The following is a 21,850-nucleotide window of genomic DNA, read 5'->3' as shown; positions in this document are numbered from 1 at the left end:
CGTTGAAGATCGTGCGCCTGCGTGTTTCCAATCTTGCGCAGACGAGCCGCCAGCTCTCGTTCACTGCGTATCAGAGGCTCATCTTGGGATCTCTGCCAGAGCAGCCCAGCCTCATCACCACGCGCCGGGAGGCAGATGGCAGCCTGCGGTCGGTGAATCTGGCTGCGGGTGACTTCCGCGGTGGCACGGTGTTCAGTGCGCTCTATCTGCACGGGGCGGAGGCGGTGGGCACCTCCTACACGGCAGACCGACTCACGTTTTTGGGCCAGCATGGCAGCCCAGATAACCCGGCGGCACTGGCCTTGGGCGGGGCGCTGGACGGGGCTGCGGGCACCGGGCTGGATCCATGCTTTGCACAGCAGGTCGTGTTTGACCTCCAACCGGGGGGCACGGTGGAGTGCGTGGTGCTGCTGGGTGAGGCGCTGAACGACGACGAGGCGGCAGACCTTATTTCCCGATACCACGGGCTGGAGGACGTGCTTGCCGCGGAGGAGGGGGTTTGCACCTTTTGGCGGTCGCTTCTGGGCGGACTGCAGGTGGCCACGCCATCGCCGATTCTGAATGTGATGGTGAACGGCTGGCTGTCCTACCAGACGCTTTGCTGCCGCATGTGGGCCCGGTCAGGCTTCTACCAGTCCAGCGGGGCCTTTGGTTATCGCGACCAGTTGCAGGATTCGGGTTCACTCCTCGCGCTGGATCCCGCCTATGCCCGGGCCCAGATCCTCCTGCATGCCAGGCACCAGTTCGAGGAAGGCGACGTGCTGCACTGGTGGCACCCGGAGCCGATCGGGCGGGGGCTGCGCACGAAGTTTTCCGATGACCTGCTCTGGCTGGCTTATCTGACGGCAGACTACGTGGGTGCAACGGGGGACTTTACCATCCTGGACGTGACAGAGCCTTTCCTTTCCGCACCGCTTCTGGGCGAACACGAGGATGAGATGTACCTCACCCCGCAGCGCGCGCCAACGGGGGCGGACCTCTACGAGCACTGCTGTCGCGCCATGGACCGCTCCCTGAAGGTGGGGGCCAATGGACTGCCGCTCATGGGAGTGGGGGACTGGAACGATGGCATGAGCCGCGTGGGGCGTGAAGGACGGGGGGAGAGTGTGTGGATGGCGTTTTTCCTCTATCACATTCTCGGTCACTTCCTGCCTCTTTGCGAACGCCGTGGTGACGTGGCCCGGGTGGAGCGCTACACCGCCCACCGGCAGGCCCTGTACGAGGCCATCAATCAGGGGGGCTGGGATGGGGAATGGTATCGGCGCGCCTACTACGACAACGGCCAACCCCTCGGCTCCTGGTTCAGTGACGAGTGCCAGATCGATGCCCTGGCACAGTCTTGGGCCATCATTGCCAGGGCAGCACCCGCAGACCGGGCCGCGAGTGCCATGGAGGCGCTGTCACGCCGGTTGATCGCGGAGGACGAGGGCATCATCCGGCTGCTTACGCCGCCCTTTGTGAAAACGGCAAATGACCCCGGCTACATCAAGGGCTACGTCGCTGGCGTGCGGGAAAATGGCGGCCAGTACACTCACGCCGCGTGCTGGGTGGTGAAGGCGGTGGCCGAGTACGGCCAGAACAACCGCGCGGTCAAGTTGCTGGAAATGCTGACCCCGGTGTCTCATTCGCGCACCCAGGCTGCGGCAGACCTTTACAAGACTGAACCGTATGTGATGGCGGCGGATATCTATGGGGCAGAGCCTCACATCGGTCGCGGTGGCTGGACCTGGTACACCGGCTCCTCAGGCTGGATGTTCCGCGTTGCCGTGGAGAGCATCCTCGGTCTGCGGGTGGAAAACGGAGACACCCTGCTGATCCGGCCGTGCGTGCCGGATGACTGGAGTGGTTACAAGATCGCATGGCGGGACGTGCTCCACGACGCGGTTTATGAAATCAGCGTGGACGGGGAACCCGGTGCGGGCAGGAGCGTGGTGCGGGTGGCGAAAGACGGTGCCAGGTGTGAGGTGGTGGAAGGTGCCGCCCGCATTCCCATGGGCGGCCACGGCGGGAAGCATGAGGTGAGCGTGACGCTGGGGTGAGGAGAATGGGCAGTTTCCCGTCTCTGCCCTCCGGCACTCTATGAGATCACGCGGGGCGGGCTGCTTCGCAGCTCGATCCATTTCCACGAACCGCCTTCATGGAGCTCCAGCACGGCATCGTGACGGGCGGGGTCGGGCTCGCGTTCTTCAAACGAGATGCAGGTGATGCCCCTGGCGCGGAGCGCGGCGAAGGCCATGGTGGCGTGGTGTTCGCCCAGCGAAGTCTCAATGTGGTCCAGGAAGATGTACTCGGGATCGGCCAGAAGAGCGCGGGCGATGGAGAGGAGGTGCTGCTTGGGGATGGAAAGGCGGTCCTCCCAGTGGTGGGGAGTGGTGAGGTCTTCGTCTGACTTCATCTTGGAGGACGTGAGTCCGATCTCGTCAAACAGCCGCCAGAGATCCTTGTTGTCCACCTTCTCCTCGCTCCCGGCGGGAACGACGAGATCCCGCACTGAGCCGGGAGGGAGATAGGGGCGGCCGGGGAGGAAGGCGAGCTTTTCCACGGGCGGGCGCACGATGCTGCCAGTACCCTCCACCTGCACACCGGCGGAGGTGCGAAAAAGGGCGACACGTGCGGTCTGGGAAGGGCCGTTCACCAGTACCCGCAGGCCGGGCGTGAGGGCAACACTCAGATCCTGGACGACGAGGGTGTGCTCCTTGTCGGCGGCATGCAGGGTGAGGCGGGAGTAAATGAAACGGTCCGAGCCGGTGGCGTACTCCACCAGAGGCGCGTCGCACGCGAGGCCGGCGCACTCGGTTGCCTCCACGAACTCTCCGAGCCGGGTCACGACGGAGGCGTAGGAGGAGATGGCCTGGAACTGCGTGATGATGAGCGAAAAAGCCGCCAGCAGCGTGGCGAAGGCCATGGCTGACTGGCCAATGACGCCGAACTCCACCTTCCCCTGGATGAAGAGCGGAGCCACGATCAGCGCGGGGATGAGCTGGATCATGTAATTGTAGCCGGTGGTGAAGAAGTTCAGGTTGCGGTTGATCTCCGTGATCTTGCGGAAGTTCGCCACGAGCTGGTCGATGCGGCTCATGAGCCGGTGCCGGATGGTTTGTTGATTGCCCGTCACGGCGATGCCCTCGGCGTTCTCCCGCATGCCGATGAGCTCCGAGCGGAAGTCGGCCTCGCGGTCCGACTGCTGGTAGTTCAGCCGGATGAGAGGTCGCCCTAGAAAGATGGTGAGCGCTGACCCCGCCGCAGCATAGAGCACGGCGACGGCGAAAAGCTTGGGGCTGATGGACCAGAGCACACCCGAGAAGGAGACGGCGGTCATGGTGCCATTCAGGATGAGGAGCAGGAACGACAGGGTGATGACGGTGAGCTGCTTCACATCCTCCGTCATTCGCTGGTCGGGGTTCGTCAGTGCGCCGGATTCCTCGAACCGCAGGTAGAGCCGCTGGTCCACGTAGAGTCCTACGATGCGGTGGGTCAGCCAGTCCCGCCACAGGAGGCCGAGGCGCTCCTCTGCGAAGCGGTAGAACACAGCAACCACCGTGGACCCGGCAAAGACAGCCACATAGAGCCACGCGTAGTGGACGAAGCCAGCCATGTCCCGCTTCTCAATGGCGGACATGAAATAACGGCCCACGTAGCTGTTGAGCACGTTCATGCCGTTGATGCAAAACATGCACGCCAGCAGGGCGGCCAGCAACGCCTTGGCCCGGCCACCGGCAGGAGAGGTGAGAAACACCCTGATGGAGTGTTTCATGCGCTGATAGGTCTGCCGTTTGAGCTTGGGACCGTGCGCTTCTTTGGGGTCAGGTGAGGCCATGTGGGGTGGCTGGCGGGCGGAGAGGTGAGGGGAGAATGGAGGAGGCTCGCAGGCCGGGGGCGGCCGCAGCAGTTCACTGGACCGGGGCCATCAGCCACGAGGTGCGGGCGGCCAGACGGAACCACCAGGGGCGCTCCGTAAAGTCGGCGGCATGGGCCGGTACGCTCCGGGCAAAGTCCTTCTGAAACATCTGCTCCGCCTGCCGGACCACGCCCTCCTCGGCGAAGAGGACGGTTATTTCAAAGTTGAGCCGGAAGCTCCGGTTGTCGAAGTTCGCAGTGCCCACGCCGCAGTAGTCGTCCACCAGGATGGCCTTCTCATGCAGGAACCCGCCGGTGTAACGCCACACCTTCACCCCGGCCTTCTCCAGGGCGGGCAGGTAGGTGAAGCTGGAGAGGTGCACCAACTGGCTGTCGGCATGCTGGGGGATGAGGATCTGTACGTCCACGCCGCGCAGCGCTGCGATCTGCAGGGCGGAGGTGAACTGCTCATCCGGCACGAAGTACGGGCTGGCGATCCACACCCGCTTCTGCGCGGCCTGGATGGCGCGCAGGAAGAACAGTGTGCAAGTCTCGAACTCGTCTGCCGGACCGGAGGGCAGGCAGAAGGCCAGCCCATCCTGCCCGCCAGGGGCCGGCTGTGGGACCCAGTTGAGCGTGGGCAGCCCGCCGACCGCCCAGTTCCAGTCCTCCGCCCACGCGATCTGCACGCACTGCACCACGGGGCCCTGCACCTTCACGTGGGTGTCCCGCCATGCGCCCATCTTGGGATCTTTGCCGAGGTACTCATCGCCCACATTGTGACCGCCCACAAAGGCCGTGATGCCATCCACGATGACGATCTTGCGATGGTTGCGGGAGTTGAGCTGGAAACGGTTGCGATCCCCCTGCCGGGTGTTGAAGGGGCGCACCTCCACTCCGGCCGCCTGGAGCTCGGCCGTGTAGCTGGTGGGCAGGTGGTGGCTGCCGATTTCATCATAGACCAGATAGCAGCGCACCCCGGCGCGGGCCCGGCTGATGAGCGCCTCCTTGAGCTGGCGGCCCAGTCCGTCATCCCGGATGATGTAGAATTGCACCAGCACGTACTCCCGGGCCTGGGCGATGCTCTCAAAGATGGAGCGAAACGTAGTCTCGCCATCGATGAGCAACTCCGTGTGATTGCCTCGGGTGGCAGGCAGCTTGGCCAGCCTTTCCAGCAGCGTGGCAGAAGAGGGCACCCGCTCAGCTTGCGGTCGCATTGCCAGCAGGCCGGCTGCGAGCTTTTTTTCCTCGTCATTCAGGTCGGCCTCCATCTTGCGGCGCAACACCACATACCCTTCGAAATTCGAGCGGCCAAAGACCCAGTACGCTGGCACTGCGATGTAGGGAAAGGTGTTGAGGGAGATGGCCCAGCCGATCGCCCCCTGGGCGGTGCGAACGCTGAGAATCGCGTCGATGGACGTGAGCAGCCCAAGCAGGTGGCAGAAGGCCATGAAGAGCGCACGCCAGCGGAAGGGGTGGCTTTTCATCCAGCGCAGCACTCTGGCGGCACCCGGGATGGAGTTCACGATCTTCTCACACGAGGCCAAGCGCATCCCTGCCATATAACATGGCGGGGCTCGTTGTGTCGATACGTCCTTGGTCCTACGGGAAGAAAGGTGCGAAGGTTAGGTGAAAACGCTAGCGTCTCACCCAGCCGCCTGGCATCCCACCACCACCCGGCAGAGTCATGAATTTCCGCACAGCAGCAGCCTCCCGCCCTAGGAGCGTCGTACGCCTGCAGCAGACCTTCTCCAGGAGTCTGACGGCCGCGGACCTGGTGGAGCCGCTGGCCTCCCTGGATGAGAACCAGCCGGTGAGTCTGGCTCAGGAACTGATGCAGGATGCGGGGCACTTGGTCTTGGGCGTGCGCCACCGTGGCCTGGTCACAGGCTGGGTTGGGGCGGGTGACCTGTCCCCCAGCAGCCTGACTCTGGGCGCGTGCGCCCGTCCGTTTCAGGAGAAAGCGATGGTGGATGCCGAGGCCGGGCTGGGCGCGGTGCTGACCGCCATGAGTGATGCACAACATGTCTTTGTGCGCTGGATGGGCGAGGTGAGCGGAGTGATCGGACATCCCGATCTGCAGAAGGCTCCGCTGCGCATGTGGTTGTTTGGCACGGTCACGCTGTTGGATCTCAACATGACGTGGGCGATTGAGGAACTGCATGCCGCAGAGGCCTGGGGGGACAAGATCTCAGCTGGCAGACTCGCCAAGGCCAGGGCACTACAGGCAGAGCGCCGGCGTTGCGGGGGAGATTGCAGGCTGGTGGACTGTCTTCAGGTCAAGGACAAGGCCGACATCCTCCTGCATGAACCTCTGCTGATCTCTGAGCTGGGATTTGCCTCGCGGCGGGAGGCAGGTCGTTTTGCCAGTGCCATCGAGTCCCTGCGCAACCATCTAGCCCACTCCCAGGAACTGAAGCCAGAGCACGTCGCGACGGCAGCGCGTCTCGCCACGTTTATGGACTCCATCATTCATGCTCGCGGGGTGAAAAAAATGGTGGACCGCCGGATCGGATGAGTTGGGGGTCGTGTCGGACCAAGGTCTTATTTCCACCTGCGCCCCTGGCAGTCATCATACAGGGGCAAAGGAGCCAGGTGGCTCCAGCCGCGTGGCGGGCCCCCTGTGGTCCGCCGTGGAGGGAGTCCGCCATTATTGTATCGAACCCTGTCGCAGCCGTCGGGCTGATTACCAACATGGACATCAAACTGATCCTTGAATTTGCAGTCATCCTGGGAGCACTGGCCATGGGGGCCAGGGCGGGCGGGGTGGGGCTGGGCCTGTGGGGTGCGGTCGGGCTGCTGGTGCTCGTGCTGGGCTTTGGCATCGCCCCTGCGGCCATCCCCGGGGAGGTGCTGCTCATCGTGCTGACCGTGATCATGGCGGCATCGGCCATGGAGGTGGCGGGCGGCATCGACTTCCTCGTCCGTGTGGCTGAGAAGATCATCCGCAAGAATCCGAAGCAGGTCACCATCGTGGCGCCGCTCGTGACCTACGGCTTTACCTTCGCGGCTGGCACTGGCCACATTGTGTATCCGCTGCTGCCGGTGATCTACGAGGTGGCGCATGAGAACGGCATCCGGCCAGAGCGACCCATGGCCGTGGCCACGATCGCTTCGCAGCAGGCCATTACGGCCAGTCCAGTGTCTGCGGCCACGGCGGCGATGATCGGCTTGCTGGCTTCACACGGTGTAGGGCTCGTGCAGATCCTGCTCATCTGTGTGCCGTCCACTCTCGCGGCGGTGGTGATTGCCGCCTTCTGCCAGCTCCGTGTGGGCAAGGAGCTGAAGGACGACCCTGAGTACCAGAAGCTGCTGGCATCCGGGCAGCTGCAGCCGCCGGGGAAGCCGGCCACAGGCACGGTGGCCCCGCTAAAAAAAGGCTCCAAGGCCAGTGCCCTGATCTTTCTCATCGGCGTGGGGCTCATCGTCCTGGCGGGCATCTTTCCCCAGTTGCGCACCGTGGGCACGGCGAGCAAGCCCATCATTATGTCCATGCCGGTGTCGATCGCCATCGTCATGCTGGCGGTGGCGGCGGTCATCCTCACCGTGACCAAGGCACCGGTGGAGGAGGTGCCCAAGTGCAAGACCTGCCAGTCGGGCGTGACCGCCATCGTCGGCATCCTGGGTCTGGCCTGGCTGGGCGACACTTTCATCAATGCCAACCGTGAGGTCATCATCGGTGGTCTGAGCGACATGGCCAAGGCGGCACCGTGGACCTTTGCCATCGGGCTCTTTTTGGCGTCGATGCTTCTCTACAGCCAGGCGGCCACCACGAGGGCGCTGATGCCTCTGGGCCTCTCCCTGGGCATCCCGGCACCGCTTCTTGTGGGCATGTTCCCGGCGGTGAACGGCTACTTCTTCATCCCCAACTACGGCACCATCATTGCGGCGATCCAGTTCGACCGGTCAAAGACGACCCGGATCGGGAAGTATCTCCTGAACCACTCATTCATGCTCCCTGGCATCATCTGCACAGTAGGGGCGGTCACCATCGGGCTGCTCATCGGCTCCCTCTTTCCCAAATAGCTGAAGAAAGTTATTACCATGAACTTAGACCAGGAAACCATTTCAGCAGCCGCCCGGACCATGGGCATCGCCGCGGAGGATCTGGCGGCCGTTGTCAAGCAGGGGAGCGTCGTCACTTATGAGTCGGGCGGCTACCTTTTTCACGAGAGCACGCCACGCCTGTGGCTGGGCATCGTACTGGACGGAGAGGTGGAGTTGCAACGCGGCGCCCAGGCCCGGAGCGTGATCCTGGCCACGCTGAAGCCCGGCGCAATCCTGTGTGAGGGCGTGATGCTGGATGACTCACCTCATGCCACCAGTGCCACGGCACCGCGCGGCGCAGCAGTGTGGCAGATCACTCGCGGCACGCTGGACAAGATTCGGGCAGAGAAGCCGGACGTGTATTATCGCATCGCGGGCAGGGTGGCGGCACGCCTGAGCGACCGGATCGGGCTGGCCGCGGGACGCATCGCCGGTGAGCATGGCCCGGCGGAGGTCTCGGCCGTGCGCCGTGAGCATGACTCCCTGGGCGAGCGCGATGTGCCGGACCATGCCTACTACGGCGTACAGACCATTCGTGGGGTGGAAAACTTCCCGCTCTCCGGCATACATCTGTACCACTTCCGCCACTTTGTGAACGGCCTGGCGCTGGTGAAGAAGGCGGCGGCGCTGGCCAACGGCGGCTTGGGTGTACTGGATCTGCCCAAGGCGGAGGCGATCGTGAAAGCCTGTGATGAGATCCTGACCGGCAAGCTGCACGATCAGTTCGTGATCGACATGTTTCAAGGCGGGGCGGGCACCTCCACGAACATGAATGCCAATGAGGTGATCGCCAACCGGGCGCTGGAGATCCTGGGGCACAAGAAAGGGGAGTACGAGCACCTGCATCCGAATGACCACGTGAACTGCTCCCAGTCCACGAATGACGCGTACCCCACCGCCATCAAGCTGGGGGTGATCCTGACGTTGCAGGACACGCTCTCTGCCTTGAGAGAGTTGCGCACGGCCCTGGAGGCGAAGGCGAAGGAGTTTGCTGATGTGTTGAAGATGGGCCGCACGGAAAACCAGGATGCAGTGCCCATGACGCTGGGCCAGGAGTTTGGCGCGTATGCGGTGATGATCGGGGATGGCATTCGTCACCTGAAGCATGCCGGGACCGAGTTCCTGGCCATCAACATGGGGGCTACCGCGATTGGCACCGGATTGAACAGTCCGCCCGGCTACGCGGCCCTGTGTACACAGCGGCTGGCGGAGGTGAGCGGCATTCCTGTGACGCTGGCAGGGGATCTGGTGGAGGCCACCCAGGACTCGGGCGAGTTTGTGCTGATGAGCAGCACCATGAAGACGGCGGCAGTGCAGCTGTCCAAGATCTGCAACGACCTGCGCTGGCTGTCGTCCGGCCCGCGGTGCGGGCTCTATGAAATCAAGCTGCCGCCCATGCAGCCGGGCTCGTCCATCATGCCGGGCAAGGTGAACCCTGTGGTGCCGGAAGTGGTGAGCCAGATCTGCTTCCAGATCATCGGAGCGGATGTCACAGTCTCCATGGCGGCGGAGGCGAGCGAACTGGAGCTGAACATGGCGGAGCCAGTGATCGCGTTCAACCTCCTGTTTGGCCTGACGCTCCTGCGAAATGCGGCCATCATTCTGCACAGCCGGTGCATCGCCGGGATCGAGGCCAATCGCGAGCGCTGTCTGGAGTACGTGCACAACTCCATCGGCCTGGTCACGGCGCTCAATCCGGTGTTGGGCTATGAACGGAGCGCCTCAATTGCGAAAGAGGCGCTGAAGACAGGCGGGAGCGTCTATGATCTGGTGCTGCAAAAGGGCTGGCTGAGCAAGGAGCAGCTGGATGAGCTCCTCAAGCCGGAGAACATGACCCACCCGCGCCAGGTGTAGGATAGAGGAAACGATCTAAGCATGCTGCCATGAGTGTGAGTGATCTGGCCTTTGTCAACACGAGCGTTCCACTGCTCTCCCACTTCACGGACGCACAGCGTCGCGAGCTGGTGGAGGGATCCCTGGTGCGGAGCTGTCGGGCGGGGGAGGTGGTCCTGCACGGCGGGGATGAGGTGCATTTCCTGGGTGTGCTGCTGGAGGGGACGATCCAGGCCTTCATTCCGGCAACCGGGGAGGCGGATGGCCCCCTCGGGGAGATCCACGCCGGCGGCACCTTTGGCGAGCTGGCGCTGATGAGCGGAGACCCGGCTGTGGCTGACCTGGTGGCGGTCACCCCGTGCCGGGTGTTGCTGGTGCCTCTGACCCTGTTTCAGACGCGCATCATGGCGAATCCGGGTGCGGCACAGCTCATCGCCATGACGGTAAGCAGCCGGGTGCAGCTGGCCCTGCAGGACCCAGCCCGGGCGGTGGCGGTGGCGGGCCGGAGGCAGGGGGATGGTGAGCTCCTCGAACTCAAGGGCGAACGCCCGGAGCGCATTCTGGTGATCAACTGCGGCTCGTCCTCGCTCAAGTACCGGTACTTTGACACGGAGCAGCCGGACCTGACGGTGGCCGGGCAGGTGGAGCGCATTGGCCAGCCGGGCATGCGGCTCAGCCAGCGCGGTGCGAAGGGGGAGCTGCAGCAGGATCTCCCAGGCGGGGGTTTTGCTGAAGCGTTTCAGGCCATGCAGGCCGCCCTGGGGCATCCGGAGGCGGGCGTGCTGAAGGACCGCGACGACCGCACGGCCGTGACAGTGGTGGGGCACCGCGTGGTGCATGGCGGGGAGAAGTTCTCCAGTGCCATGGTCATCGATGACGCTGTCCTTGCTGAGATCGAGTCCCTGGGAGCTCTGGCCCCGCTGCACAATCCCGTGAATGCCGCCGGCATCCGCGAGGCCCGGCGGGTCCTGCCCGGCGTTCCTCATGTGGCCGTGTTTGACACCGCATTTCACGCCACCCTGCCCAGCCAGGCCTACCTCTACGGGCTGCCGTATGAGTACTATGAAACAAAGGGTGTGCGGCGCTACGGCTTTCACGGCTCATCCCACGGCTACGTGACGCTGGCGGCCGCGCAGCACCTGCGGCGGAGGCCACGGGACCTGCGCATCATCAGCTGCCATCTGGGCAACGGCGCCTCGGTTTGCGCCATCGACCACGGTCGCTCCGTGGACACCTCCATGGGGCTCACGCCTGGGGAGGGGCTGCTCATGGGCACCCGCTGCGGCGATATTGACCCCGGAGTGGCCGCCCACCTGGCTCGCACGGAGGGGATGACGCCGGAGCAGTTCGATGAAATGTTGAACCGCCGCAGCGGTCTGCTGGGGCTCTCCGGGGTGTCCAGTGACATGCGAGAGGTGGAGCAAGGCGACGCCCGGGCGCTCACGGCGCTCAAGGTTTTCTGTTACCGGGTGCGGAAGTACATCGGTGCTTACATCGCTGCCATGGGAGGGGTGGATGTGGTGCTCTTCACCGCAGGCATCGGGCAGGGGAGTGCCGGTGTGCGTGCCACTGCGCTCCAGGGGCTGGGCTGCATGGGCATCGTGCTGGATGAGGAACTCAACCGCCGTGTGGTCACAGGGGCCGTGAGCCCTATCTCCGCGCCGGACTCCCCGGTGACGGTGCTGGTGGTGCCCACGGACGAGGAGCGCATGATCGCCCGGGAGACCCTGCGGGTGCTCGCACGGGACTGCCTGGTAAGGGCCAGTGATGCCTGCCGCCATGCACCAGTACCCATCGAAGTTTCTGCACACCACATCCATCTCTCCCCGTTGGATGTGGAGGCGCTCTTTGGCCCCGGACACCAGCTCACAAAGCATGCAGACCTCTCCCAGCCCGGGCAGTATGCCTGCAAGGAGCAGTTGACCATCGTGGGGCCGAAGGGACGCATCGAGCGAGTGCGGGTGCTGGGTCCGGTGCGAAAGGCCACCTAGGTGGAGATCGCGATGACGGAGCAGTTCAAGCTAGGCATCCAGCCGCCCATCCGTGAGTCTGGCGATATCGCGGGCTCGCCCGGCTGCACGCTGGAGGGGCCGGCGGGCAGTGTGAACCTGGACCAGGGCGTCATCTGCGCCCTGCGCCACATCCACATGACGCCGGCAGATGCCCTGCGGTACGGTGTGCGGGACAAGGGCACGGTGCGCATCCGCGTGCAGGGGGACCGTGAGCTGATCTTTGGCGATGTGCGGATCCGGGTGGACCCCAGCTTCGCCCTGGCCATGCACATTGACACGGATGAAGCCAACGCGGCCAACCTGGGCAACGGAGCCCAGGGGTACATTGATGGCATCCAGGAGGACGGCTGAAAACTATGTCGATGAAACAACCAGACAATGATCAGGGCCTTCCCGAAACCCGGCTCGTGGTGGTGGCCTTCGACAACGTGTCCGAGGCATTTGCAATGCGGGGCACCCTGGCTGGCCTGCGCGACCGCCGGACGATGGATGCGGTGGAGATGGTCGTGGTGGTGCGGGATGAGCTCGGCCGGGTGACACTGCACCAGCAGGACAACCTGGCGGTGATCGGCGCGACCTACGGCTCCTTCGCCGGGCTGCTGGCCTCGATTGTCTTTCTGAATCCCGCGGGAGTGTTGCTCGGCTTTGGCATCGGGGCGATCTCGGGCCGGCTCAGTGATGTGGGCATCAGCGATGCCTTCATGCGGGAGCTGGGGAGTTCCTTCACCAACGGCACCTCGGCCCTCTTTGCACTGGTGCGCCAGTCGTCCAATCCAGACGAGGTCATCGCCGCGCTGCAGGGGTTCGCTGGGCGGTGCCGCGTGCTGCAGGCGCCCCTGCCACCGGAGAATGAAGCACGACTGCGGGCCCTGCTGGAGAAGGCGGAGCCCGGCCCGGCACCGGGCGCTGCCTGAGCCTGCCTACCCGCCTTTTCACTTTCACCTGTAACCTGATCCCACCTCATCCCATCACGATCATGAGCACTCTGACGCAGGCGATGTCGTTGACGATCGGCTCCTCCATTGGCAAGAAAGTCCTGGTTGCCCTGACTGGAGCGGTGCTGGCGGGCTTTGTGCTAGGTCACCTGATCGGGAACCTCCTCATCTTTGCCGGGCCGGACGCCATTAACGAGTATGGTCACTTCCTCCAGACGATGTTGCATGGCATGGGCGTGTGGGTGGCGCGTCTGGGCCTGCTGGCGTGCACCGTTGTTCATGTGGTGCTGACCGTCCAGCTCACCAGGGAGAACCGTGCGGCCCGCCCCGGGCGCTACGGGTATGATGCAACCATCCAGGCCACGCGATCCTCCCGCACCATGATCTTCAGCGGGCTTACGCTGCTGGCCTTCATCGTGTACCACCTGCTGCATTTTACCCTCCGGGTGGGCAACGAGTATGGCACCTACAAGACCACCCTGCACGGAGAGACGGTGCATGACGTGTACCGCATGGTCATCGCCGGATTCACCTGGTGGCCGGCTTCGGTCTTCTATCTCATCGCCATGGCCATGCTGTGCTCCCACCTCAGTCACGGGGTGAGCAGCATGTTCCAGACGCTGGGCATCACCACGCCGCGCACCATGGGCACCTTCAAGAATCTGGGCCGGGTTTATGCCGCGGTCATCTTTATGGGAAATGCCCTCATCGTATTCGCGGTCTGGTTCAAGTGGGTTCACTGAGCCAACTCGAACCGGCGCGTTCATCCATCCTTCAACATCCCGCACCCATGTCTACTATCGTGCTCGATGCAAAAATCCCCGCGGGGCCCCTGGCCCAGAAATGGACCAAACACAAGCAGGACTCCAAGCTGATCAACCCGGCAAACAAGCGGAAGTTTACCGTTTTAGTGGTCGGCAGCGGTCTTGCCGGGGCCTCCGCGGGGGCCACTCTCTCTGAGCTGGGGTACAAGGTGAAATGCTTCTGCTACCAGGACTCGGCCCGGCGGGCGCACAGTATCGCGGCGCAGGGGGGCATCAATGCGGCCAAAAACTACCAGAACGACGGGGACTCGGTCCACCGCCTCTTCTACGACACGATCAAGGGCGGCGACTTTCGTGCGCGGGAGGCCAACGTGTATCGCCTGGCGGAGGTGAGTTCCGCCATCATCGACCAGTGCGTGGCCCAGGGCGTGCCCCTGGCACGGGAGTACGGCGGCCTGCTGGCGAACCGTTCCTTTGGTGGCTCCCAGGTGAGTCGCACCTTCTACGCCCGCGGACAAACGGGGCAGCAGCTCCTGCTGGGTGCCTACTCCGCGCTGACCAAGGAGATCGCCCGTGGGAACGTTCAGATGTTTCCTAGAACGGAGATGCTGGACCTGGTGGTGGTGGACGGGCATGCGAAGGGCATCGTGGTGCGGGATCTGGTGACGGGGAAGGTGACCGTACACGCCGGGGATGCGGTGCTGCTGGCCACCGGCGGTTATGGGAATGTCTTCTACCTTTCCACTAACGCCAAAGGCTGCAACACCACGGCCATCTGGAGGGCGCACAGAAAAGGGGCCCTCTTTGCCAACCCCTGCTACACCCAGATCCACCCCACATGCATTCCGGTGAGCGGGGACTACCAGAGCAAGCTCACGCTCATGTCGGAGTCTCTCCGCAATGATGGCCGCGTGTGGGTGCCGAAGAAGAAGGAGGACTGCGGCAGGCACCCCAACGAGATTGCCGAGGACGACCGGGACTACTATTTAGAGCGCAAGTACCCGAGCTACGGAAATCTGGCCCCGCGTGACATCTCCAGCCGCAGTGCGAAGGAGGCCTGCGATGAGGGGCGGGGAGTGGGTCCTGGCGGGCTGGGGGTGTATCTGGATTTCGCAGAGGCCATCCTGCGTTATGGCAAGGACCGGGCCGGAGGCAGGGAACTGGCGGAGTCCGATCTGCGCGGTCTGGGCAAGGCGGTGGTGGCGGAGAAGTACGGGAACCTGTTTGAGATGTATCAGCAAATCACCGGAGAGAGTGGGTACGAGCGGCCCATGCGCATCTACCCCGCTGTGCACTACACGATGGGCGGCCTGTGGGTGGACTATAACTTGATGAGCAATCTGCCCGGCCTCTTCGTCCTGGGGGAAGCCAACTTCTCTGACCACGGCGCGAACCGCCTGGGGGCCAGCGCGCTCATGCAAGGGCTGGCAGACGGGTACTTCGTGATCCCCACGACCATTGCACCGTATCTGGCCACACAGAAGCCGGGCGCGGTGTCGGCGGAACATGCAGCTTTTCGCGAGACGACGGAGGCGGTAAATGCTCGCACGAAGAAGCTGCTCGACATCAAAGGGAAACGCTCCGTAGACAGTTTTCACCGCGAACTGGGGCTGCTCATGTGGGACGAATGCGGCATGGCGCGCAGTAAGGGGGGCCTGGAGCGGGCGCTGGCGCGGTTACCGGGCCTGCGCGAGGAGTTCTGGGCGGGAGTGACGGTGCCAGGCAGCAGCGCGGACCTCAATCAGGAGCTGGAAAAGGCCGGTCGCCTGGCGGACTTCCTGGAGTTCGGCGAACTGATGTGCATCGATGCGCTGCACCGCGAGGAGAGCTGCGGCGGACACTTCCGGGTGGAGCATCAGTACACCAAAGAGGATGAAGCGCTAAAGCTCGGTCAGGCGGGCGAGGCCAGGCGCAATGACGAGGACTTCACCTATGTGGCCGCCTGGGAATACACCGGGGACACTGGCCGACCCGTGCTCCATAAGGAGCACCTCCAGTTCGAGGAAGCTCATCTCGCCGTGCGCAGCTACGTCTGACCGTGCCGCCTGTCCTTAAGTCAACCTTCCAACCGTCGTTCCCCATGGCCCGCACTCTGAACCTGCATCTGAAAATCTGGCGTCAGCCCGGCCCCCAGGCTGAGGGGTGGTTTCAGGAAATTGAAGCCCCGGAGATTCCCGAGACCGCCTCCTTTCTGGAGATGCTGGACATCGTCAACCAGAAGCTCATTTCCACCACCGGGGATCCGGTCGTCTTTGACCACGACTGCCGGGAAGGCATCTGCGGCACCTGTGGCATGGTCATCAATGGGATCCCGCACGGTCCACAGGGCGGCACCACCACCTGCCAGCTGCACATGCGGACCTTCCACGATGGTGACACCATCTGGGTGGAGCCCTTTCGCGCCAGCGCCTTCCCCGTCATCAAGGATTTGATGGTGGACCGGACCGGGTTTGATCGCATCATGGCCGCAGGCGGCTTTGTAAGTGTGCGCACCGGCTCCGCGCAGGATGCCAATGCCCTGCCCATCTCAAAGGAAGTGGCGGACTCCGCCATGGACGCCGCCGAGTGCATTGGCTGCGGTGCTTGCGTGGCGTCGTGCAAGAACGCCAGTGCCATGCTCTTCACAGCGGCCAAAGCGGGCCAGTTCAACATGCTGCCCCAGGGCCAGCCCGAGAAACACCGTCGAGTGCTAGGCATGGTGAAGGCCATGGATGATGCGGGTTTCGGCAATTGTACCAACCAGTACGAGTGCGAAGCCGCGTGTCCCAAACGGATCGGCATACGATGGATCTCCAAGCTCAATCGAGACTATACGGTTGCGGTGGTGCATTCCGCCCTGCTTGCTCCGCTGACAAAGGGGGCCGGGGATGGGGCGGGGTAGGGTTCGTTTTTCTGGAGAGTGTGATCCCCTGACCTTCATGCTTTCGAAGTACGAAACAAGAGATGCATTTAAGAAGCGGCCAAGGCGGCCTGACAGTGGGCAGCGGGCGGTAATCACGGCAGATCTGCCTGAGCCCAAGATGCGTCCCCAGAAGAGGCCGTGCAGAGGTTGGCCAGAATTGCGGATTCAGCCGACTCCATCGGGTACGCGCAAGGGGGCTTGATGTCGTTCGTCCACCTGACAGCGCCTGGAGGGACGTATTGTGGTGCACCCAGCAGGAATCGAACCTGCATCGGCGGTTCCGGAAACCGCTGTTCTATCCGTTGAACTATGGGTGCAAATGGTCTCTTTCCGCAGAGCGGTGGACAGGGGGGCAATTTGTACGTGAGAGGCGGCAAGTTTGCAAGCGATGTTTCGTGCGGAGTTCAGTTTGAAGGCGAACGGGGCGGGGGAGTGGCTGGCTTTGGGTTGGCAGGGGAGCTTTGCCCATTTTCTGGTAACCATGGGAGGGCCACAGTCGTCATCTTGGCTATCTGCCTTGTCATGACTTCCCGGACTGCCCCCTCCGCCAGCCTTTCCCGTCGTTCCTTTGGACTTCTCCTCGGCTGCTTTGCCAGCCTGGCCCTCTGGGGACAGGCCGTTTGCGCGGAGTCGCGGGAGGTAGTCGCCTTTGGGGACAGTCTGACAGACATGGGCAACCGTATGGCGGAGACCCGGAAGCCGGATCTCAAGTTCAAGCTGAACTGGGTGGCTCAACTGGCCGGCCCCAGCATGCTGAACGCTGCGGAGTTCAAGCCTTCCGGCATGTCCTATTTCTACGGAGGTACCAACTACGCAGTGGGTGGCGCTACCACAGAGTACACAGCGAAGATCAGCAGCGACCGGAACAAGGGGCAAAACCTCACCCAACAGGTGACGCGGCGGTATCTCAATGCCCAGTTCAACCCCGGCGGACCCAAACCCGAAGCTCTGCATGTGGTGGTGATCGGGGCCAATGATCTGATGCGGGCCTGCATCTCCCCGGAGCAGATTCTCAGTCGCTGGGCCACGCTGGATGCTGTGGGCGTAGAGGTGGCCAAGAGCACCGAGGCTCAAGTGACCGCCTTGGCCAAGGCGGGCGTGAAGCAGGTGCTGTGGGGCAACCTTTTCGATGTAGGAAAGGCTCCATCCCTCGTGGGCAAGGTCACCCTGCTCGGCGGTGCAGAGGCTCCCACTGTGCTCAAGGCGGTGTCCAAGGCGATCGACGCCCACAATCGTGAGATGGATGCCGCCATTGGCAGGCTACAGGCGGCCTACCCCCAACTCCAGATCATCAAACTGGATCTGCATGCGAAGTTCACGGACGTGGCAGCCGATCCCGGCAAATATGGCTTCGCGGACGTGAGCACCGGAGCCAACGATGACCGCCATCTGTTCTCTGCCGATGGCCTGCACCCAACTGCCAAGGGACATGAGATGCTGGCCAAGTTCGCTTATGAGACGGTGAACGCTCAGACGGCAACGGGACAGTAAGTGGGCGGCAAACAACCGGTGGGGGGCGGGACAACAGGAACGGGTTGTAGTTAACCCCTTTGCGAGTGGTCATCCTGACGCATCCACTTTCCGGATTGTCCCGATCCGGTAATGGGCGGGTGGCTGTGGCCATCGCCTGCACTTGTCGTCTCAACCCTTGTCGCTCTTTTTGCCATGCGTGCCATCTGGAAGGGATCCATCAGCTTCGGACTGGTGAACATTCCCATTGCTCTCTATCCGGCCACCCACCGCGAAGAACTTCGATTTCATCTGTTGCGATCGAAGGACCTGAGTCCGGTGAACTACAAGCGGGTGGCGCAAACCGATGGCAAAGAGGTGCCTTGGGATCAGATCGTAAAAGGCTACGAGTATGAGAAGGGGAAGTATGTGGTCATCAAGGACGATGACTTCAAACGTGTGGACGTGGAGGCAACCCAGACGGTGGACATCCAGTCCTTTGTGAATCTGGAGGAGGTAAGCCCACTGTTCTTTCACAAACCGTACTACATGGAGCCGCAGAAGGGCGGGGATCGCGCCTATGTGCTGCTGCGCGAGGCTCTGGAGGGTTCGGGCAAGATTGGCATCGCCAAAGTGGTGATCAAGACCCGGCAGCATCTGGCGGCAGTGAAGCCCCAGGATGAGGGGTTGATGCTGGAACTGATGCACTTCCCTGATGAACTTATGGACGTGGATGAGTTCAAGAAACCCCGCGAGGCCAAGATCAGCAAGAAAGAGAGCGATATGGCCCGGTCGCTCGTGGACTCGATGACCGAGAAGTGGGATCCGGCCAAGATTAAAGACGACTATCGCGAGGCTCTGGAGGAGATGATCGAGGACAAGATCGCCCATGGCGGCAAGTCGGTGGGCAAGGCACCAGTGCGCAAGCATCCGCCGAACGTGGTGGATCTGGTGGCTGTGTTGGAGCAGAGCCTGCGCCCAAGCGGAGGGGGATCCAGCAATGCCAAACGCAGTGCTGGCGCTCGTGCCAAGGCCAAGAAGCCTGCGGCAAAGAAGCGGACTTCCGTGGGAGCGAGTTCGAGGAAGAAAACCTCCCGTGCGAAGAAAGCCGCCTGATCTGACCTGAACGGATGGGCCACCTCCAGCAGCCATGCCCCTCAAGGAGTACAAGCGGAAACGCAACTTCAACGTGACCGCGGAACCTTCCGGCAACCGGAAGGCATCGGGCACTCGCAAGGCGCTACCGAAGAAGGCTGGTTCGGGGAGAAGATTCGTGATTCAACAACACGATGCTTCCCGGCTGCACTTTGACTTCCGGCTGGAACTGGGCGGTACGCTGGTGTCCTGGGCGGTGCCGAAAGGCCTTCCGTTGAAGCATGCTGAGAAGCACCTTGCCGTAAAGGTGGAGGATCATCCCTTGTCCTACTTCGACTTTGAAGGCACCATTCCGAAAGGGCAGTACGGTGGCGGCACGGTACAGGTGTGGGATGTCGGGACCTATGAGCCGCTCAGCAAGACGCCGGCCAAGGAGTTGAAAGGGGGAAAGCTTCACTTCATCTTGCATGGCACAAAGCTGAGCGGTGAGTGGTACCTCGTGAGGCTGCGGGATGAGGACAACTGGCTCATCATACGAGGTGGCCCCAATCATGCCCGGATTGCCAAAAAAACGGCCTCCAGTTCAGCCCTCACCGGGCGCACGCTGCCCCAGATCGCGAAGCATGAGAAGCCAGCCAAACGCACGAAAACCGTCTCCATCATCAGGGCTGCGGACGAAAAAGGGAAGGCTGAGGCCGAAGCGGAGGACACGGGCAGGGTTCCGCACAACCGGGCGAACGACCACAGTGAAATCTTGAAGTTGAAGGTTCTGCAGGCGGATGAAGTGAAGTTCATAGAACCCATGAAAGCGCGTCTGGTAGACGAGGCTCCACAAGGGGATTGGGAGTACGAGGTCAAGTTCGATGGATTTCGCGCCGTGGCCTATCGTCAGGGCGGCGGTATCTGCCTGCTCTCCCGAACGCGGCACGATCTGACGGGAAAGTTTCCTGAAATCGCCCATGCACTCATGGAGTTGGAGAAAACAAAATTTGTGCTGGATGGGGAAATTGTGGCGCTGGATGCCCAAGGGCGCTCTTCCTTCCAACTGCTACAGGCCTATGAATTGGGGCAGGAGAAGCCTCCGCTGTGCTACTATATTTTCGACATTCTCTCTGTAGATGGCAAATCTCAGACCGCTCTGTCTCTGCACGAACGCCGGAAGAAGCTGAAGGAGATCTTGCCCACGCGCAGCTCAATCCTGCGTCTTTCCGCCAGTCTGGGAGAGGATGCTGCACCCGTGCTAAAGGAAATACAGAGGCACGGTCTCGAGGGCATTATCGGCAAGCGCAAGGGCTCGACCTATGAGCCCGGCCGCCGGAGCGGAGAATGGATCAAGCTCAAGGTGCATCAGCAGCAGGAATTTGTGATCGGCGGCTACACCGAGCCCTCGGGGGCCCGGTCTCATCTGGGGGCTCTCTTGGTGGGAGTGCTGGAGAAAGGGAAGCTGATCTATTCAGGCAAGGTGGGCACGGGATTCACCGCTGCCACGCTGAAGGAGCTGCACCAACAAATGGCGAAGCTCAAACGAACCACCTGTCCGTTCTCCGACTTGCCCGAGGAGCGCGAAGGTCGCTACGGTCAGGGCATCACTGCGGCCGTGATGAAACGCTGCCACTGGGTGAAACCGGTGCTGGTCTGTCAGGTGAAGTTTGGCGAATGGACGCGTGACGGTCGACTCCGGCAGCCGGTGTATCTCGGCCTGCGGGAGGACAAACCAGCTCGTGAGGTCGTTCGCGAGCTGCCTGACTGAATGAATAAGCAGTAGAACCTCTTGCCAAGATGCCTTCTTCCCGACACACACAGGCCAAGATCCGGGGCAAGGTGGTCACCTTGTCCAATCTCGACAAGGTCTTTTATCCCGCCACCGGTTTCACCAAGGGGGATGTCATCGGCTACTACAGCGAGGTTGCTCCGGCCCTTTTGCCCCATTTGAAAAACCGCCCCATCACGCTGAAGCGGTATCCCGACGGGGTGGAGGGAAGCTTCTTCTATGAGAAACAGTGCCCTTCCCATGCTCCCGAGTGGATTAAGACCACGCCAGTGGAGAAGGGCAACGGAGAGATCATCAACTATTGCCTTATCCAGGACGAGCCTTCCTTGGTGTGGGCGGCGAACATCGCCAATCTGGAATTGCACCCCTTCCAGCATCGGGCCCGGGCGCTTACCCGACCCACTGCGCTCGTGTTTGACCTCGATCCCGGCCCCCCGGCGGATGTGCTCGACTGTGGACGTGTGGCGGTACGCATTCGAGGTGTCTTCAGTGGGCTGGGTCTGCAGTCCTTTGTGAAGACATCGGGCTCCAAGGGGTTGCAGTTGGTGCTGCCGCTGAACACGCCGGTCACCTATGACCGCACCAAGGAGTGGGCTCTGGCGATCGCCCAGCTGTTGGCAGCGAAGTTTCCCAAAGAGGTGGTTTCAAAGATGACCCGCAATCTGCGCAAGGGGAAGGTCTTCATCGACTGGAGCCAGAACGATGACACGAAAACGACTGTGGCCGTCTATTCCCTGCGCGCCAAAGAGCGGCCCACCGTCTCCACCCCGCTGGAGTGGGGGGAGCTCGAAAACGCCCTGCGGAAGAAGAAAGCCTCCTTGCTGGTGTTTGAGACCCAGGATGTCATCAAGCGAATCAAGGCCAAAGGAGACCTCTTTGCAGAAGTGCTGACCTTGAAGCAAAAGTTGCCCGCGCTGGGGAGGAGCGAACTGGCCTAAACAGAATTTTGTGAGAGGGGATGACTCTATAAAGTGGCACTTCAAGTGAAGTGAGGTGGAAATCTGCGAATCTCCGCACGCAGGAGAAATTGTGCCAGCCACGGCATGGATTATCTGCGCGGGCTACGTGTGGTATATAAGCATGTATCCTGAAGGAGCTAAGCAAAATGCTTGTCCACATTAGTTCTTTCTGAAACAAATGGCGTTTCGCACGTTACAGCGTGGCTGTAGTGAATCCATCGTAATTACAAACCGAGGTATCGGACT

15 protein-coding genes, 1 tRNA gene and 3 pseudogenes are annotated in these 21,850 nt (G+C 62.4%); 16 read left to right on the top strand and 3 right to left on the bottom strand.

What is annotated here, in order from left to right; all coding sequences use genetic code 11:
* Window positions 1–2,039: pseudogene (locus tag BV034_RS19850) on the top strand (glycosyl transferase); the annotation flags it as partial.
* A 38-nt stretch (window positions 2,040–2,077) separates the two neighbouring features.
* Here the strand turns inward: BV034_RS19850 and BV034_RS19845 are convergent.
* Together BV034_RS19845 and cls are read right to left on the bottom strand one after the other, a co-directional pair.
* Complete coding sequence (locus tag BV034_RS19845; RefSeq protein ID WP_050028724.1) at window positions 2,078–3,817, bottom strand: SbmA/BacA-like family transporter; 1,740 nt, start codon at window positions 3,815–3,817, stop codon at window positions 2,078–2,080.
* 73 nt (window positions 3,818–3,890) lie between these two features.
* Entirely contained in the window at window positions 3,891–5,363 is a 1,473-nt protein-coding gene (gene cls / locus BV034_RS19840; RefSeq protein WP_265593214.1) for a cardiolipin synthase, read from the bottom strand.
* 161 nt (window positions 5,364–5,524) lie between these two features.
* On the opposite strand from cls, the gene BV034_RS19835 reads away from it, so the two are divergent.
* The 11 genes and pseudogenes from BV034_RS19835 (at window position 5,525) to BV034_RS19795 (ending at window position 16,309) form a co-directional block, all read left to right on the top strand.
* Window positions 5,525–6,355 (top strand): hypothetical protein, encoded by an 831-nt coding sequence (locus BV034_RS19835; protein WP_050028723.1) that lies wholly within the window; start codon window positions 5,525–5,527, stop codon window positions 6,353–6,355.
* A gap of 176 nt (window positions 6,356–6,531) precedes the next feature.
* Entirely contained in the window at window positions 6,532–7,863 is a 1,332-nt protein-coding gene (locus BV034_RS19830; protein ID WP_050028722.1) for an anaerobic C4-dicarboxylate transporter, read from the top strand.
* Window positions 7,864–7,881: 18 nt separating this feature from the next.
* Window positions 7,882–9,738, top strand: a complete 1,857-nt coding sequence (locus tag BV034_RS19825; protein WP_081887962.1) for an aspartate ammonia-lyase — start codon at window positions 7,882–7,884, stop codon at window positions 9,736–9,738.
* A gap of 29 nt (window positions 9,739–9,767) precedes the next feature.
* A pseudogene (locus BV034_RS36860) lies at window positions 9,768–10,103 on the top strand (cyclic nucleotide-binding domain-containing protein); the annotation flags it as partial.
* Window positions 10,104–10,274: 171 nt separating this feature from the next.
* Window positions 10,275–11,462: pseudogene (locus BV034_RS36855) on the top strand (acetate kinase); the annotation flags it as partial.
* On the top strand, window positions 11,451–11,708 hold the full coding sequence (locus tag BV034_RS36850; protein ID WP_343123296.1) for a PduL/EutD family phosphate acyltransferase: 258 nt from the start codon (window positions 11,451–11,453) through the stop codon (window positions 11,706–11,708). The pseudogene BV034_RS36855 and the gene BV034_RS36850, both read left to right, overlap by 12 nt.
* Window positions 11,709–11,720: 12 nt before the next feature.
* On the top strand, window positions 11,721–12,080 hold the full coding sequence (locus BV034_RS36235; protein WP_265593212.1) for a PduL/EutD family phosphate acyltransferase: 360 nt from the start codon (window positions 11,721–11,723) through the stop codon (window positions 12,078–12,080).
* A 5-nt stretch (window positions 12,081–12,085) separates the two neighbouring features.
* Window positions 12,086–12,643: a DUF1269 domain-containing protein gene (locus BV034_RS19810; RefSeq protein ID WP_081887961.1), complete on the top strand. Its 558-nt coding sequence runs from the start codon at window positions 12,086–12,088 to the stop codon at window positions 12,641–12,643.
* A 62-nt stretch (window positions 12,644–12,705) separates the two neighbouring features.
* Window positions 12,706–13,407, top strand: coding sequence for a succinate dehydrogenase cytochrome b subunit (locus tag BV034_RS19805; protein WP_081887960.1), 702 nt, complete (start codon window positions 12,706–12,708; stop codon window positions 13,405–13,407).
* A 56-nt stretch (window positions 13,408–13,463) separates the two neighbouring features.
* Window positions 13,464–15,464, top strand: coding sequence for a fumarate reductase/succinate dehydrogenase flavoprotein subunit (locus tag BV034_RS19800; RefSeq protein ID WP_050028726.1), 2,001 nt, complete (start codon window positions 13,464–13,466; stop codon window positions 15,462–15,464).
* Window positions 15,465–15,508: 44 nt separating this feature from the next.
* Window positions 15,509–16,309 carry a succinate dehydrogenase/fumarate reductase iron-sulfur subunit gene (locus BV034_RS19795; protein ID WP_050028720.1) on the top strand — a complete coding sequence of 267 codons (801 nt, stop codon included), beginning with the start codon at window positions 15,509–15,511 and terminating at the stop codon, window positions 16,307–16,309.
* A gap of 263 nt (window positions 16,310–16,572) precedes the next feature.
* On the opposite strand, the gene BV034_RS19790 is transcribed toward BV034_RS19795, so the two are convergent.
* Window positions 16,573–16,647 (bottom strand) — tRNA-Arg (locus BV034_RS19790).
* Between the two features lie 205 nt (window positions 16,648–16,852).
* Between BV034_RS19790 and BV034_RS19785 the strand changes: the two genes are divergently transcribed.
* The 4 genes from BV034_RS19785 (at window position 16,853) to ligD (BV034_RS19770) (ending at window position 21,583) form a co-directional block, all read left to right on the top strand.
* On the top strand, window positions 16,853–17,821 hold the full coding sequence (locus BV034_RS19785; protein WP_050028719.1) for an SGNH/GDSL hydrolase family protein: 969 nt from the start codon (window positions 16,853–16,855) through the stop codon (window positions 17,819–17,821).
* Between the two features lie 174 nt (window positions 17,822–17,995).
* Entirely contained in the window at window positions 17,996–18,895 is a 900-nt protein-coding gene (locus BV034_RS19780; RefSeq protein WP_050028718.1) for a Ku protein, read from the top strand.
* A gap of 34 nt (window positions 18,896–18,929) precedes the next feature.
* On the top strand, window positions 18,930–20,624 hold the full coding sequence (gene ligD / locus BV034_RS19775; protein ID WP_050028717.1) for a non-homologous end-joining DNA ligase: 1,695 nt from the start codon (window positions 18,930–18,932) through the stop codon (window positions 20,622–20,624).
* Between the two features lie 29 nt (window positions 20,625–20,653).
* Complete coding sequence (ligD, locus tag BV034_RS19770) at window positions 20,654–21,583, top strand: non-homologous end-joining DNA ligase (protein WP_050028716.1); 930 nt, start codon at window positions 20,654–20,656, stop codon at window positions 21,581–21,583.
* Window positions 21,584–21,850 lie beyond the last annotated feature (267 nt).

This window comes from Verrucomicrobium sp. BvORR034, from assembly GCF_000739635.1.
Classification (GTDB): domain Bacteria; phylum Verrucomicrobiota; class Verrucomicrobiia; order Verrucomicrobiales; family Verrucomicrobiaceae; genus Verrucomicrobium.
Note: the sequence above shows the minus strand (reverse complement) of the source record. Positions and strands in the feature narration are given on the sequence as shown.